Annotated in this window: 15 protein-coding genes and 1 riboswitch; of the genes, 7 read left to right on the top strand and 8 right to left on the bottom strand. The window is 57.2% G+C overall.

Annotated features, from left to right (window positions below):
- Window positions 1–121 precede the first annotated feature (121 nt).
- Window positions 122–676, bottom strand: a complete 555-nt coding sequence (locus tag ACFFK0_RS07905; protein ID WP_377469536.1) for a spore coat protein — start codon at window positions 674–676, stop codon at window positions 122–124.
- 108 nt (window positions 677–784) lie between these two features.
- On the opposite strand from ACFFK0_RS07905, the gene ACFFK0_RS07900 reads away from it, so the two are divergent.
- Window positions 785–1,990 (top strand): MFS transporter, encoded by a 1,206-nt coding sequence (locus ACFFK0_RS07900; protein WP_377469535.1) that lies wholly within the window; start codon window positions 785–787, stop codon window positions 1,988–1,990.
- A 106-nt stretch (window positions 1,991–2,096) separates the two neighbouring features.
- Entirely contained in the window at window positions 2,097–2,297 is a 201-nt protein-coding gene (locus ACFFK0_RS07895; RefSeq protein ID WP_377469534.1) for a hypothetical protein, read from the top strand.
- A 2-nt stretch (window positions 2,298–2,299) separates the two neighbouring features.
- Here ACFFK0_RS07895 and ACFFK0_RS07890 read toward each other — a convergent pair whose 3' ends face one another.
- Window positions 2,300–2,950, bottom strand: coding sequence for an O-methyltransferase (locus ACFFK0_RS07890; protein ID WP_377469533.1), 651 nt, complete (start codon window positions 2,948–2,950; stop codon window positions 2,300–2,302).
- A 70-nt stretch (window positions 2,951–3,020) separates the two neighbouring features.
- On the opposite strand from ACFFK0_RS07890, the gene ACFFK0_RS07885 reads away from it, so the two are divergent.
- Complete coding sequence (locus tag ACFFK0_RS07885; protein WP_377469531.1) at window positions 3,021–4,169, top strand: THUMP domain-containing class I SAM-dependent RNA methyltransferase; 1,149 nt, start codon at window positions 3,021–3,023, stop codon at window positions 4,167–4,169.
- A gap of 63 nt (window positions 4,170–4,232) precedes the next feature.
- Here ACFFK0_RS07885 and ACFFK0_RS07880 read toward each other — a convergent pair whose 3' ends face one another.
- From ACFFK0_RS07880 to groES, 6 genes are all read right to left on the bottom strand, one after another.
- Window positions 4,233–4,682 (bottom strand): hypothetical protein, encoded by a 450-nt coding sequence (locus tag ACFFK0_RS07880; RefSeq protein ID WP_377469530.1) that lies wholly within the window; start codon window positions 4,680–4,682, stop codon window positions 4,233–4,235.
- Window positions 4,683–4,983: 301 nt separating this feature from the next.
- Window positions 4,984–5,901, bottom strand: coding sequence for an exopolyphosphatase (locus tag ACFFK0_RS07875; RefSeq protein WP_377469529.1), 918 nt, complete (start codon window positions 5,899–5,901; stop codon window positions 4,984–4,986).
- Window positions 5,902–6,051: 150 nt separating this feature from the next.
- Window positions 6,052–6,330: a hypothetical protein gene (locus tag ACFFK0_RS07870; protein ID WP_377469528.1), complete on the bottom strand. Its 279-nt coding sequence runs from the start codon at window positions 6,328–6,330 to the stop codon at window positions 6,052–6,054.
- 93 nt (window positions 6,331–6,423) lie between these two features.
- A riboswitch (cyclic di-GMP riboswitch) is annotated at window positions 6,424–6,511 on the bottom strand.
- A 121-nt stretch (window positions 6,512–6,632) separates the two neighbouring features.
- Entirely contained in the window at window positions 6,633–7,751 is a 1,119-nt protein-coding gene (locus ACFFK0_RS07865; protein WP_377469526.1) for a UCP032817 domain-containing protein, read from the bottom strand.
- A gap of 168 nt (window positions 7,752–7,919) precedes the next feature.
- Complete coding sequence (gene groL, locus ACFFK0_RS07860; protein ID WP_377469525.1) at window positions 7,920–9,536, bottom strand: chaperonin GroEL; 1,617 nt, start codon at window positions 9,534–9,536, stop codon at window positions 7,920–7,922.
- Window positions 9,529–9,843 carry a co-chaperone GroES gene (groES, locus tag ACFFK0_RS07855; RefSeq protein WP_377469524.1) on the bottom strand — a complete coding sequence of 105 codons (315 nt, stop codon included), beginning with the start codon at window positions 9,841–9,843 and terminating at the stop codon, window positions 9,529–9,531. Before groES ends, groL begins: the two co-directional genes overlap by 8 nt.
- 408 nt (window positions 9,844–10,251) lie before the next feature.
- Between groES and ACFFK0_RS07850 the strand changes: the two genes are divergently transcribed.
- The 4 genes from ACFFK0_RS07850 to ACFFK0_RS07835 are packed head-to-tail and all read left to right on the top strand — an operon-like array spanning window position 10,252 to window position 13,840.
- Window positions 10,252–11,295, top strand: coding sequence for a sugar phosphate nucleotidyltransferase (locus ACFFK0_RS07850; protein WP_377469523.1), 1,044 nt, complete (start codon window positions 10,252–10,254; stop codon window positions 11,293–11,295).
- Window positions 11,292–12,500 (top strand): glycosyltransferase family 4 protein, encoded by a 1,209-nt coding sequence (locus ACFFK0_RS07845; protein ID WP_377469522.1) that lies wholly within the window; start codon window positions 11,292–11,294, stop codon window positions 12,498–12,500. Before ACFFK0_RS07850 ends, ACFFK0_RS07845 begins: the two co-directional genes overlap by 4 nt.
- Window positions 12,490–13,623, top strand: coding sequence for a glycosyl transferase (locus ACFFK0_RS07840; protein WP_377469521.1), 1,134 nt, complete (start codon window positions 12,490–12,492; stop codon window positions 13,621–13,623). Before ACFFK0_RS07845 ends, ACFFK0_RS07840 begins: the two co-directional genes overlap by 11 nt.
- Complete coding sequence (locus ACFFK0_RS07835) at window positions 13,601–13,840, top strand: hypothetical protein (RefSeq protein ID WP_377469520.1); 240 nt, start codon at window positions 13,601–13,603, stop codon at window positions 13,838–13,840. The genes ACFFK0_RS07840 and ACFFK0_RS07835 overlap by 23 nt, the downstream gene beginning before the upstream one ends.
- Window positions 13,841–14,013: the final 173 nt, after the last annotated feature.

Raw genomic sequence — 14,013 nt, 5'->3', positions numbered from 1 at the left:
GGCTAAGGCCGCTTCATAGATCTTTATTTTTTGTGCTGTCTACTTGACGGGGTGCAGTTCAGATCGCGAACGTGCACGCGAAACCGTCGGACGGCTATTTTGTTCCTGCAGCCTGACTAATTTATTGCTGCTGCGACGGCATATACGTGTGGAGATACGTTTTGGCCGTGTGATCGTGCATCGTCGGAACTTGGTACTGGCCCGCCCGGTTCATAAGCAGGAACGCTTCGTAGGCGAAATTGTTCGCCGCAACCGAGCTGTTGATCATCATTTGACGCAAGTTCGGATCGGCGATCTCCAGCGACGCATGCATCGCGTTCTTTGCCGAGTTCTTATGGCAGTTCAGCACCGCCATCAAAATTTGCTGATCGCTCAATCCGTTCTGCACAAGCGGCGCTACACGGGCCGGATTGTCCAATCCGTACACGATTTGCTCCGGCTGCACTTGAGGGAACTGTCCGAGCGGATTGCCCATGCCCTGCGCAGCACTGTAATCATGCGTATAGCCGACGATTTGATCGTAATGCTCCATGCACGCATGGAGGTGGCGGCGGACAAGGTCGCGCACTTCCGGCGACTGTGCAGCTTGCGCGTACAGCGAGAAGTGATTGATCGCGTTGATTTTCTCGTTCAAAATTTCGTGGATTTCCATCGTTTCATGTGCGCCGAACGGCATGCGAATACGTCCTCCCCGGTGCTTCACCGTGTAATTTGGTAATTTCATCCTTGGCTAGGTTAACCGCATGCGGGAAAAATATACATCAAACTGGAGGAGATACGCACAATGGCACGCTGGCAAATCAACCTTATCGTCCTTTGGTTCGGACAATTCATGGTACTCGGCGGAATGACGATGATCATCCCGTTCCTCCCGCTTTACATCCGCGAGATGGGCATAACGGAGGAGCATGCAGTGGCGACGTGGGCCGGACTTATATTCGCCGGTAACTTTGTCACCTCGTTCCTCGCTCAGCCGATCTGGGGCAATCTCGCCGACCGGTACGGCCGTAAAATGATGCTGCTTCGCTCCGGCTTCGGCATGTCCGCCGTAATGGTGCTGATGGGCTTCGCTACACACCCATGGCAGCTATTGCTGCTGCGTATGCTGAACGGCACGATCTCCGGCTACGCCCCCGCTGCAGTAGCTCTGATGTCCTCCAACACCCCGAAGGAGAAGATGGGCTTCGCGATGGGCACCCTGCAGTCGGGCGCCGTAGCCGGAACGATTATGGGGCCGTTCCTGGGCGGTCTGCTCGCCGACGCGATCGGGTTTCGCAATATTTTCTATGTAACGGGCGCACTGTTGTTCACGGCTTCCTTCCTGTCCATGCTGCTGGTGAGGGAGAAATTCGATAAAGCCGAGCAGTCGGCCAAGCCGAAGATATCCATCGTGCAGAGCTTCAAACAGCTGAGTCAAGTTCCGCAGCTGCCGTCGCTATATGCAGTCACGTTCCTCATCCAATTCTCGATGCTCTGCACGATGCCGCTGATGCCGCTGTTCGTCGAGAAGCTTCACGGTCCCGGCGGCAATCTCGCCTTCTACGCGGGTCTCGTCAGCTCCGTAACCGGCTTCTCCAACATGATCGCCTCGCCGCTGCTTGGCAGGCTGGCCGACCGGATCGGCCACGAACGGATCCTGATGATCTCGCTGATCGGCGCATCCGCCGCCTTTATTCCGCAAGCGCTGGCGCAGAAGGTGTGGCAGCTGCTGGCGGCTCGGTTCCTGCTCGGCATCTTCATGGGCGGTCTGCTGCCGACCGTCAACGCGCTGATCCGCAAGCATACCCCCGGCGGCATGGAAAGCCGGTCCTACAGCTTCAATTCCAGCGCACTCAGCCTCGGCAACATGAGCGGCCCCGTCATCGGAGGGGCGACATCGTCATTCGTGCCGATCCAAGGGCTGTTTGCGGTCGCCTCCGGACTGCTTCTGTTCAATTCGCTCTGGGTACGCCGTACCTTAGTGCGAAAGCTGCCTTCCGGAGCGGAATAGCAACGATTAGCGATAGCAAACCGCACACTGCATATGGTAAAATAGGGCTGTGTCCTGCTCATACGACACGCCCTTGATGGATCAACCTTTGGAAAGCCGGTGGCCTATGCGTCTGAATTGGCGAAAAGTCGTCGTGCTCGTGCTGTTGTCCGAGCTTCTGATCGTATATTGGAGTACGCTCCAGCACCGTGAAGCCGTCCGGCTGCTGCGGGAAGAGCAGCAGCGCCGGATCGCGGAGCAGCCGGTTTCGGCCGTCGATCCGCCGCCGCCTCCCCCGCCGCCTGCAGCCAGACCACATAACGGCTGACCTTAGACGATCCTCGCGATCGTCAACCCGTCATAGGCAGTCAGCATAACGCTTTCCAGCCGCGGATCTTCGGCCATCATGCGGTTGAATTCGCGCATTCGCCGAACGTTGTTGCCCTGTTCGGCCGGATCCATCACCTTGTTGTGCAGCAGCGTATTGTCGCCGATGATGATGGCCCCCGGCGTTCCCAGCTTGATCGCCCACTCCAAATAATTCGGGTAGTTGCCTTTATCCGCGTCGATGAAGAAGAAGTCAAACCGCTCATTGTGCGCGTACAGCTTCTCCAGGTTCGGTAGAGCTTCTCCCGTCATATACGTCACCGTATTACCGAAACCCGCCTTCGTCAAGTTTTCGTGTGCCAGCTTGGCATACTCCTCCCGCAGCTCCAGCGACATCAGCGTTCCGCCCTTCGCCAATCCCCGCGCCAAACAAATGCCGCTGTACCCGCCTAATGCGCCGATTTCAAGCACTCTGCCGGCCCGGGTCATTTTCACAAGCAGCGTGAGCAGCCGTCCGTATCCCCGTTTTACCGAAATTTGCGGCATTCCGTTGTCCCTTATCGATTGCAGCACGAACTCCAGCTGCTCATCCTGTGCATACAAGTCATCTACGTATTGCTCCGCTGTCGGCAGCGGCGACGATTGTTGTTCCATTCGACATGGCCTCCTTGTTCCGTTACCGGATTTCGCCTATACTAAGTTTTATTGTAGCACACACGGAAGGATGAATTCATTGGCTCAGCTGGAATTGGTGGCCGCTTGCGCAATGGGGCTGGAAGCGCTGGTGGCGCGTGAATTAAAGGAGCTTGGCTATACCGACCAGACGGTCGAGAACGGTAAAGTGGTATTCCGGGGCGACGAGCTGGCGATTGCCCGCACGAATTTGTGGCTGCGCACGGCGGATCGGGTCTTGATTCGAATGGGGCAGTTCCGGGCCGTCACCTTCGATGAACTGTTTGAAGGAACGAAGGCGTTTGCCTGGCATGAATGGATCCCCGAGGATGCGGCGTTCCCGGTAGAGGGGCGCTCCCACAAATCGCAGCTGTCGAGCGTGCCGGCCTGCCAAGGCATCGTCAAGAAGGCGGTCGTCGACAGCATGAAGCGTCATTACGGCGGCGGCGATTGGTTCGCCGAGACGGGGCCGCGCTATACGATCGAAGTGTCCCTGCTGAACGATATCGCTACGCTGACGCTGGACACAACCGGTCTGAGCCTGCATAAGCGCGGCTACCGCAAGCTCGTAACCGAAGCGCCGCTCAAGGAGACGCTGGCAGCCGCGCTTGTGCAGCTGTCGCGCTGGCAGCCGCACCGGCCGCTGTACGATCCGTTCTGCGGATCCGGCACGATCCCGATTGAAGCGGCGCTGATCGGCTGGAATATCGCGCCGGGTCTGCGGCGCACGTTCGCCTCCGAGGCGTGGGACAGGCTCCCCGAGGAGCTGTGGGACCAGGCCCGCGAGGAGGCGTATGACGCGGTTCGCGACGATGTTCCGCTGGACATCGCCGGCAGCGACGTCGACCGCGCCGCGGTGGACGTCGCCGAAGCCGCCGCCAAGGCGGCGGGGCTCGCGCGGGAGCTGCGCTTCCGCGTCAGCGATATCGCCGCAGCGCAGCCGCGCGGCGATTACGGCGCTCTGATCACCAACCCGCCCTACGGGGAACGGCTTGGCGATCAGAGCGAGGCCGAGCACGCCCTGCGCGAGCTCGGGCGCCTCTACGACCGGCTGCCGACGTGGTCGGCCTTCGTCATCTCGCCGGCGCGCCAATTGGAGCATTATATGGGCCGCCGCTCGGACAAAAACCGGAAGCTGTTCAACGGCCGCATCGAAACGCACTTTCATCAATTTTTCGGCCCGTTGCCGCCGCGGAAGTAACCCGGCGCACAACCGGCAGCCTACGGTGCGCACCGTCGTGTCAGGGCTGCCGGTTGTTTGGCTTCAGGCCGCTATTGGAAACTCGTCACTTCCAATTCCGCCTTGGCATACGAGGTGACGCCCCCCGAACTCCCCGCTTCTCTCCGCCTCCAACAACGCCCTTTCGGTCCTTGTTGCGAACTCCCCGCTCCTTTCCGCCTCCAACAACACCCTTTCGGTCCTTGTTGCGAACTTCCCGCTCCTTTCCGCCTCCAACAACGCCCTTTCGGTCCTTGTTGCGAACTCCCCGCTCCTTTCCGCCTCCAACAACGCCCTTTCGGCCCTTGTTGCGAACTCCCCGCTCCTTTCCGCCTCCAACAACGCCCTTTCGGTCCTTGTTGCGGACTCCCTGCTCCTTTCCGCCTCCAACAACGCCCTTTCGGTCCTTGTTGCGAACTCCCCGCTCCTTTCCGCCTCCAACAACGCCCTTTCGGCCCTTGTTGCGAACTCCCCGCTCCTTTCCGCCTCCAACAACGCCCTTTCGGTCCTTGTTGCGAACTCCCTGCTCCTTTCCGGGATTATTCGACGGATTCGCTTAAAATGGTTAGCAAGAAACGCGGTCAGCCATAAATACCTGCCTGCATACAACAAGATTATTGCGAACAGCTAGCTCATCTGATTTTGGTTTGAATTCAAACCGTCCCTGCCGCCCCTTTCGTGGCAAAGATGCCCATCCACAGAAAGGTTGATCTTTAATTTCCTGGCTATACACAAAAAAAGCCTGTACATGCACCGTTTCCGTGCACCCACAGGCTCACCAATACTTAGATAATTGCTACCCGTCCCGCTTCATCGACCCGATCAGCGACTGGAGCGTCTCTTCTGCTTGCTCGTAAGGCACCTGGCACGTACCCGCCGCATGATGGCCGCCGCCGCCGTTCTTCAGCATCAGCTCGCCGATGTTCGTCTTCGACGTCTTGTTCAGGATGCTGTGGCCGCAGGCGAACACGCAATTTTGCTTCGCCCGTCCATCCACGACCCAGATCGAGATGTTCTGCTCGGGGAACAGCGCGTATACCATGAACCGGTTGCCCGGGAAAATCGGATCGACGTCACGCAGATCGGTAACGATCACATTGCCGTCTGTCCGCGTATGCTTCAGCAGCATGTCGCGGTACTCCTTGTCCAGCTCGAAGTAACGCTTCACGCGCTCTGCCACGTCCGGCAGCGCAAGCACTTCCTCGGAGGTCAGCTTGGCGCAGTGATCGACCAGATCCTCCATCAGCTGATAGTTGCTGATCCGGTAGTCGCGGTAACGGCCGAGTCCCGTCCTCGCATCCATAATAAACGAGAGCAAATCCCAGCCCTTCGGATTTAATATATCTTCGCGGGTAAATTGTGCGGAGTCGGCCTTGTCCACGCCGGCCATAATATCGTCCAGCTCCGCTCCGAACTTGTCCCGGCCGCCGTAGTAGTCGTATACGACACGCGCCGCGCTCGGGGCAATGCGCGTTTCTCCTTCGAATTGCACTTTCTCGCCGACGCGGGTAAGCTCGCTGGCGTGATGGTCGAACCATAAGCCGCAGCCCGGAACGTAAGGCACGTTGGCAAGAATGTCGTTCGACGTCACTTCGATCAGACCGTCCTGCATATCTTTCGGGTGGACGAATTTCATATCGTCGATCATCCCCAGCTTCTTGAACAGCATTGCACATACAAGACCATCGAAGTCAGATCTAGTAATTAATCTCATGGTTTTCCTCCTAATAGTTCCAAAGACCTATGTATAAACTCTCTCACTCTATTATAAGTCGCCCCCAAGCCGTCTGACAACGACAAAATTTCCATGTCGAAAAAGCCGGCTTCCCGAATATCGGGCTGCCGGCTTCCGCCATATTTCCTATTACACAGCGTAACGATTCGACAACGTCGCGGACGCCGACCGTAAATAATCGTAAGCGCTCAGCAGGAACGCCTCCAGCTTCGTCCACAGCGATTCGCTCTTCTGCTCGTAGCGAATCGACAGCTTCACTTCGCCTTTCCAATAAAACGTCAAAATGCTGAACAGCTTTCCGGTCACGATTTCGATGTCCCAGCAGCGGTCGTGCAGCAAATACTGTTCGCCGTCTATGACCAGCTTCGGCTCCTTCTCGGACCCGTCCATGCGAATCTTTTGATCCATACGCGAACGATCCCCCCGTTCTCTAAAGTTGTAAATAACCATACAAAAAGAACCTTGCCTGTTCCGACAGGAAAGGTTCTAAAGACCCGTTCCTTCGGCAGCTGGCTGGCATGGCGCAAATTCCGCGGAAGCCCCTGTAGCTTTGCGTCCCAAGCTTTCGCTTGGTTTGCCCTTTCGAGAATCATCGAATTGTGTCAAATGGTGTATTCTCTGCTATGTCTAAGATAAACGATGCACATTTGAAATGTTATCATACTTCCATCTTATTTTTCTATAAATTTAATAGGTATATGGAACTATTTTCAATCTCCTCCGCCTCCGCAGCTTGAACCGCAAGAAGATCCGGACGAGGATGAGCAGGAGCTTGAACCGCCGTCACCATGATCGCTGCCACCGCTGCCGCCACTGTCGCCACTGTCATAGCCTCCGTCCCCGCCCCGTCCGCCGTCGTTGTCCCGCCCGCCCTGATCATCGGAGGAGCCGTATGAGCACGACGAGTAACTGCATCCGGATGACGTATCTTCGTTCTTCCGAAGCTGCTCTTCTTCTTCCGGCGTGAGCACCTGCTCCATTCCCTGCTCGAAGCTGCCGCTGTCCGACATCGAATAGAACAGCATCGCCGCGCTGACGCCGAGCAGCGCCCCGCTTACATAATCCGGAACAGCCTGCTCTCTCTCAAAATGAGTTTGCTCACCCGCATAACGAAGCTCCTCCTTCGCCTGACGGATCAGCCGCTCGATCGTCATACCGATATCGGGATACGCATCTGCCCGCTCCGCGTGGAAATACTTCTGGCGCAGCTCGGCAGGATCCCCTTCCGCCAGCAGCTTCAGCTGGCCGCGGTCCATCGGGTATCGGCAAAACCCGTGCCACAGCCGCGAACTATACGGCGTCGCTTCGAACAGATGGGCATAGAGCCAATCGAACCACGCTCTCTCCCCCGGCATTTCCGTCTTCCCGGCATGCGGGGCATGATGGATCGTCGCACCGACAAACGACTGGCCGAATCGTTCATACTCGCGGGTAAACATCAGCATCTCATGCCACACGTCGTCCACTTCGTCGGAGAACATCGGCGTGCTTCTAAGCAATGCGCCCATCAGAAAATATCGCTTCAGCTCAAACAGCCGGCACTCCGCCTCATCGACACTCATCCGGGGATAACGGTCCAGCATCCGCTCCACGACCCGATTGCCGAATGCATCGTCGAATGCCTGCAGCAGGCGGTTCTCCGTGTCCGCGAGCGGCACCCCGTGAAGCAAGCCAAGCCGGGGCGGCAGCTTCGAGCGGTCGTAAGGAACGAACTCGGGACGCCGCACAGGACGGCGGGAAGCCGGAGAAGCGCTATTCTTCCGGTTGGCGGCATTAAAGGCAATGATAACAGCAACCATAACGATCAAGACGATCAGCATTGCTTCCATAGCGGAGCCTCCTGTCAACATGCGTAATATTTGACTTACTCCAAGCATACCACGATCCTGCCGGGATATCATACGGAATGCCGATAAAGTTCGATATCCGCTACTCAGCGGATAAATAAAAAAAGCCGGCCCATCTCGGGCCGGCACATAGCGGTAATATAACTTTGGTTACATATCCATATCGGGTGCGGGGGCACTGCCGGACTTCTTCGGTTCCGGCTTGTCGCTGATGACGCATTCAGTCGTCAGGAACGTTGCCGCAACGGAAGCCGCATTTTGCAGGGCGGAGCGAGTGACCTTCGCGGGGTCGACGATGCCCGCTTCGATCATGTTGACCCATTCGCCGGTAGCGGCGTTATAACCGACCCCGGCCGGCTCGTTCTTGATTCGTTCAACGACGACGGAGCCGTCGATTCCGGCATTGGCGGCAATGGCCCGCAGCGGAGCTTCCAGAGCGCACAGGACAATGTTCACGCCGGTCGCTTCATCGACATTGTCGGTACGAATGTCTCCTACTGCCTTTGTTACACTGACGAGAGCGACGCCGCCACCGGCGACGATCCCTTCTTCGACCGCTGCGCGAGTCGCGTTTAACGCATCCTCGATCCGCAGCTTCTTCTCTTTCAGCTCCGTCTCGGTAGCGGCTCCGACTTTAATAACGGCAACGCCGCCGCCGAGCTTGGCAAGGCGCTCCTGCAGCTTCTCCCGATCGAAGTCGGACGTCGTTTCCTCGATTTGCCGTTTGATTTGCTGTACGCGTGCGCCGATATCCTGCTTCGCTCCGGCGCCGTCGACAATGGTCGTCGCTTCCTTCGTCACTTTCACTTGACGGGCGCGGCCGAGCTGCTCCAGCTGCGCCTTCTTCAGATCCAGTCCGAGCTCTTCGCTGATCACCTGCGCGCCGGTCAGAACGGCGATATCCTGCAGCATCGCTTTGCGGCGATCGCCGAAGCCCGGAGCTTTCACGGCAGCCACCTTAAGCGTTCCGCGCAGCCTATTCACAACGAGAGTGGCGAGCGCCTCGCCTTCCACGTCCTCGGCTATGATCAGCAGCGGCTTGCCGGTTTTGAGCACCTGCTCCAGAACAGGCAGCAGATCTTGAATACTGGAAATCTTCTTTTCCGTAATCAGGATGTACGGATCTTCCAGCACCGCTTCCAGCTTATCCGAATCCGTACTCATATAAGGCGAGATGTAGCCGCGGTCGAACTGCATCCCTTCCACGGTTTCGAGCTCTGTCAAGAACCCTTTCGATTCCTCAACGGTAATAACCCCGTCCTTGCCGACCTTCTCCATCGCTTCGGCGATCAAGAGACCGACTTCTTCGTCAGCTGCGGAGATTGCCGCTACCTGAGCGATCTCGTGCTTCTGCTCGATCGTTTTGGCGATTTTGCGAATTTCCTCGACGGCGACGCTGACAGCTTTGCCGATCCCTTTACGCATGGCCATCGGATCGGCGCCTGAAGTAATATTTTTCAAGCCCTCACGAATTAACGCTTGGGCAAGCACGGTTGCCGTCGTCGTACCGTCGCCCGCGACATCGTTCGTCTTGGTCGCCACTTCTTTGACCAGCTTGGCGCCCATATTCTCAAACGGATCTTCCAGCTCGATTTCCTTGGCGATCGTAACGCCGTCGTTCGTAATGAGCGGAGAGCCGAATTTTTTCTCCAAAACAACATTGCGTCCTTTCGGACCAAGGGTAACCTTCACCGCATTCGCTAAAGTATCGACACCGCGCAGCATCGCCCGCCGGGAATCTTCGTTAAACAGCAATTGCTTAGCCATTGGCAACCAGCTCCTTCTCTGCAGACGGTACCAGCACCGCTAAAATATCGGATTCGCGCATGACCAGATACGTCTTGCCATCCTGCTTGATTTCCGTTCCCGAATACTTGTTGTACATCACGACATCGCCGACCTTCACTTCGGGAGCAACGGCCTGACCGTTCTCCATACGGCCGCGCCCTACCGCGATAACGGTACCGCGCACCGGCTTCTCCTTTGCCTTATCCGGGATGACAATGCCGCCGGCGGTCGTTTCTTCCTGTTGCTGCGGTTCAATGACCACGCGATCGCCTAAAGGCTTCAACATGATAAACTTCCTCCTTGCCGCTGAAGTTGTTAGCACTCTGTTATCTTGAGTGCCAATCCATTTACTAATATAGCCAATTATTGCCGAGAATCAACAAGCGTCTTGCAGATAGCGCGTGAGTAAACCGGCTAAATTCGAAATAAATGCCCATTTTCTTTGTGATAATGAAAGAAAAGGGCCCAAAATCGGGCTTGAGCAACAAAAGCGGTATTGATTATGATTTTTATTAGCAAACGGTAACGACGAGTGCCAAATTGCTCCTTACGCGAGATGCGGTTATAAACGGGAAGCTTTCATCATACCTGAAACCTCTAGTTCGATCATGTTAACCATGACCTTACCGGGCGTTCCACTATGATCGGCGGCTTCCCTTTTTTATTTCCAATATTTTTTTGTGGAGGGATGCAAATGAAAGCATTGTTGTTGGCTGGTGGAATGGGGACGCGGCTGCGACCGCTTACCGAGGGCTTGCCGAAGCCGATGGCGCTTGTAGGAAACCGTCCTTGGCTGGAGCATGTGCTGCTGCATTTGAAGCAAGAAGGTATTCGGGACTTCGTCATGGCGGTTCATCATTCTCAAGACGTTATTCGGCATTATTTCGGAGACGGAAGTCGCTGGGGCGTTAGCATTCAATATGCAGTAGAACAAACCCGGCTCGGCACCGCCGGCGCGATCAAGAACGCCGAGCCCCTTCTCGGCGACCGGTTTCTGGTGCTGAATGCCGATATTATATTGCGTTCTCCGATCGTTCCGCTTCTGGATTATCACGAACAGTCCGGCGCACTCGTTACGATCGGGCTTACGGAGGTGGATCATCCTTCGCATTACGGCGTTGTCGAGCAGGACGAGCGGGGGAGGATTATCCGCTTCGTCGAGAAGCCCTCGCTTCACGAAGCTCCGTCGAGGCGCATTAATGCGGGATTGTACGTAATGGAGAAAAAGGCGCTCGCCTCTATTCCCGCCCAACAGGAAGTTTCGATTGAAAGAGAAACGTTTCCGCAGCTGATCGAGAGCCACGGCGGCGTCTTCGGATTCCTTCTCGGCGGCTACTGGCTCGATATGGGAACGACGGATCGTTACCGCAAGCTTCACCGGGACCTGCTGGACAGGAAAATCGCACTGACATTAAAAGAAAAGGAGCGTGGACAAGGGATATGGGTAGGCGAGCATACCGACGTCGGCTCCGGCGTCTTATTCGTGCCGCCGGTGCTTATTGGCGACCGCGTGCGCATTGGTGACCGCAGTGTTATCGGTCCGTACACCGTCATTGGCGACGACTGCGAGATCGGCGCCCAAGTCCGGTGTTCGGAAAGTATATTGTGGGATCGCTGCAAAGTACATCGGGAAGCGCAGCTGAATCACTGCATCTTTGGCTCCGGTCTGGAGCTCGGCGCCGGACATTTGCTGCATGAAGCGGTTATGAATGTACTGCCGGGAGGGGTTGCACAATGAGTCGAATTGCTTATATCAGCACGTATGTTCCGCAAAAATGCGGCCTCGCTACGTACACGCATCATTTGCGCCAAAGCGTCAGAGAGGCCCGCAGCCGACAAGGCATCGACCCTGTCGTAGTGATGAGCGCCGAAGAACGCCTGACGGAAGGCCCGGAGGATTCGGCGTACTGGCTGCTCCCGAAGCACCAGCCGGAGGCTTACCGCAGAATGGCCGAAACAATCAATCGAAGCGACGTCTCCGTCGTTTCTCTTCAGCATGAATTCGGCATCTTCGGCGGCGAGGCCGGCGCTTACGTTCTTGAGCTGGCGCAAGGGCTGAAGAAGCCTCTCGTTACGACGTTCCATACGGTATTCGAACAGCCGCAGGAGCCGTACCGGTCTATTCAGCAGCAGATCGCCCGCTGCAGTGAACGCATCATCGTCATGAACCGGAAGGCGATCGGCTATTTGCAGGAAGCTTACCTCATCCCGAAATCCAAGATCGTCTTCATTCCGCACGGAGCTCCTGCAGCCCGTCCGGAGGAGCGCTCCCGGTACCGCGACAAGCTTGGCTGGTCGGATCGCAAGGTATTGATGACGTTCGGGCTGCTCAGCCGGGGGAAAGGCCTCGAAACAGTGATTCGTGCGCTTCCCGCCGTGGCGGACAAGGTTCCAAATGTACTATATGCCATCGTCGGCCAAACCCACCCGGAAGTGCGCAAACAGGAAGGCGAAGCTTATCGCGAGGAGCTGCAGCGCCTCATCCGTGAAACCGGCCTGGAGCGGCACGTCTTGATGATCGACAAATATGTCGGCGAACAGGAGCTGACGGTTTACTTGACCGCATGCGACCTGTACCTGACGCCGTATCCCGGCATGCAGCAAATTACGAGCGGTACGCTGGCCTATGCCGTCGGCCTCGGCAGGCCCGTGCTTAGTACACCTTACAGTTATGCGCAAGATCTTCTCGGCGGCGATTCCGGGCTGCTGATTCCGGCCGGAGATGCAGCCGCATGGGGAGAGCGGATTCAAGCGCTGCTCTCGGACTCTGCCGAGTTGCAGCGATGGGAAGAGCGTATCGCTCATATCGGCCGATCGATGTCGTGGCCTCAGATCGGCAAGCTGCACGCCGAGCTGTTCGATCGGGTAGCAGGCGGCAGGCTGCAAGCCGGCGCAGCCGTACGCGCAGCTGCGGGTACCAGGGAGAAGCGCGATGTCTCGTAACGTGGAATATCCGAATTTTCTTCACCTGGAGCGCCTTACAGACGGAACGGGGCTGCTCGAGCACGCTTTGGGGCGAATACCAAGACGCCGCGAGGGATACACGACGGACGACAACGCACGCGCTTTATGGGCCTGTCTTGCTTGGCTGGAGATCATCGGAAACGACCCTTCTGCAGCTGCATCCAGAATGCGGCTGCTAAGGCTGACGGAAACGTATGCCGCGTTCTTGCTCTGGGCGCAGGAAGAGGACGGGAGCTTCCATAACAATTTTTATTATGACCGCACTCCCGAACCGGAGCAAGCTTCGGACGATTGCCTCGGGCGCGCCCTGTGGGCAGCAGCCTGCGCCTGCAGCCATGCGGGATTGAGTCTGGCGGCCGAACAGCTGCTGCTGCGCGGACTTCCCCATATCGAATCGATAACCGCGGCAAGGGGATGGGCGTACGCTCTGTCCGCCTGCTCCCTGCTCATCCGCAGCGAACGGCAAGGACGATTACCCGGCATTTCCGCCTCGCTCCGGGAGCAAATCCGCTGCCGCTGTACCGCGTATATGGCGGAGCTCGAGTCAAGGCTCCTTCAGTTATTTGAGGAGAATGCCCGCCCGGATTGGAACTGGCTGGAGCCGGTCATGACTTACGGCAACGGCGTACTCCCCTGGTCCCTCCTGCAAGCGTTCGCGACGACCGGGAATACACGCAGCTTGGAGACAGGCCTGGCGCTGCTGGACTTCTTGGCCGAACGGATGACGGCTCCGAGCCCGCAGGGCTGGATTCGCCCGATTGGCAATCGCGGCTGGTGTACGCCAGATGACCGGGCGATTTGGGACCAGCAGCCGCTGGATGTCATGAAGCTGGCTCTTGCCGCCGAACAGGCATATGCCGTCAAAGAACGTCAGGAGCACCTGGCCTTGATTGCCGCATGCCGCGACTGGTTCCACGGCCGGAATGACGCGGGCGCTTCTCTCGCGGATCCGAAGGATGGCAGCTGCTGCGACGGCTTGACGGCTAGCGGACGCAATGACAATTGCGGAGCCGAATCGACTTTGTCGTATTTGCTTACCGAAGCGATCTATGCCCGTACGTTCGGAGGAGAAGGGCTCAATGAACGAAATCGACTTCCCTGACTATCCTGTCACTTTCCCTATAGGCCCGTTCCGCAAATGCCGTAAAAATCCGGTACTGGTACCGCAAGGAGATATTTGGGAAGCGAAAGACGTGTTCAATCCCACCGCTATCGCAAAGGACGGCCAAGTATACCTGCTCTGTAGAGCCGAAGACCGCACCGGCGGATCGTCGTGGAACGGAACGTCCCGGATCGGCGCGGCCGTCTGCGGCGGCTAGCCTCCGATCATCCGTGCTTCATATGCTAAGCGCTCTCATCGGCTGCATTAAGCCGATTGCTGCCATTGTCCATGTTGTTAACCAAGCGTAGACTTGCAGCCTTAATTGCCGTAACGGCCGCCTTATTGACCGCACTCCCTCCCGGGCCTGCAGGAACGGCATTCGCAGCGCAG

Source organism: Paenibacillus chartarius, assembly GCF_042432825.1.
Classification (GTDB): Bacteria; Bacillota; Bacilli; order Paenibacillales; family NBRC-103111; genus Gordoniibacillus; species Gordoniibacillus chartarius.
This window is presented reverse-complemented; position numbering and strand designations above follow the sequence as displayed.

Excerpts from the sequence above, each read along its gene's own strand:
- ACFFK0_RS07905 (WP_377469536.1), bottom strand. The coding sequence starts at position 676 with ATGCCGTTCGGCGCACATGAAACGATGGAAATCCACGAAATTTTGAAC.
- ACFFK0_RS07900 (WP_377469535.1), top strand. The coding sequence starts at position 785 with ATGGCACGCTGGCAAATCAACCTTATCGTCCTTTGGTTCGGACAATTC.
- ACFFK0_RS07895 (WP_377469534.1), top strand. The coding sequence starts at position 2,097 with ATGCGTCTGAATTGGCGAAAAGTCGTCGTGCTCGTGCTGTTGTCCGAG.
- ACFFK0_RS07890 (WP_377469533.1), bottom strand. The coding sequence starts at position 2,950 with ATGGAACAACAATCGTCGCCGCTGCCGACAGCGGAGCAATACGTAGAT.
- ACFFK0_RS07885 (WP_377469531.1), top strand. The coding sequence starts at position 3,021 with ATGAATTCATTGGCTCAGCTGGAATTGGTGGCCGCTTGCGCAATGGGG.
- ACFFK0_RS07875 (WP_377469529.1), bottom strand. The coding sequence starts at position 5,901 with ATGAGATTAATTACTAGATCTGACTTCGATGGTCTTGTATGTGCAATG.
- ACFFK0_RS07870 (WP_377469528.1), bottom strand. The coding sequence starts at position 6,330 with ATGGATCAAAAGATTCGCATGGACGGGTCCGAGAAGGAGCCGAAGCTG.
- ACFFK0_RS07865 (WP_377469526.1), bottom strand. The coding sequence starts at position 7,751 with ATGGAAGCAATGCTGATCGTCTTGATCGTTATGGTTGCTGTTATCATT.
- groL (WP_377469525.1), bottom strand. The coding sequence starts at position 9,536 with ATGGCTAAGCAATTGCTGTTTAACGAAGATTCCCGGCGGGCGATGCTG.
- groES (WP_377469524.1), bottom strand. The coding sequence starts at position 9,843 with ATGTTGAAGCCTTTAGGCGATCGCGTGGTCATTGAACCGCAGCAACAG.
- ACFFK0_RS07850 (WP_377469523.1), top strand. The coding sequence starts at position 10,252 with ATGAAAGCATTGTTGTTGGCTGGTGGAATGGGGACGCGGCTGCGACCG.
- ACFFK0_RS07845 (WP_377469522.1), top strand. The coding sequence starts at position 11,292 with ATGAGTCGAATTGCTTATATCAGCACGTATGTTCCGCAAAAATGCGGC.
- ACFFK0_RS07840 (WP_377469521.1), top strand. The coding sequence starts at position 12,490 with ATGTCTCGTAACGTGGAATATCCGAATTTTCTTCACCTGGAGCGCCTT.
- ACFFK0_RS07835 (WP_377469520.1), top strand. The coding sequence starts at position 13,601 with ATGAACGAAATCGACTTCCCTGACTATCCTGTCACTTTCCCTATAGGC.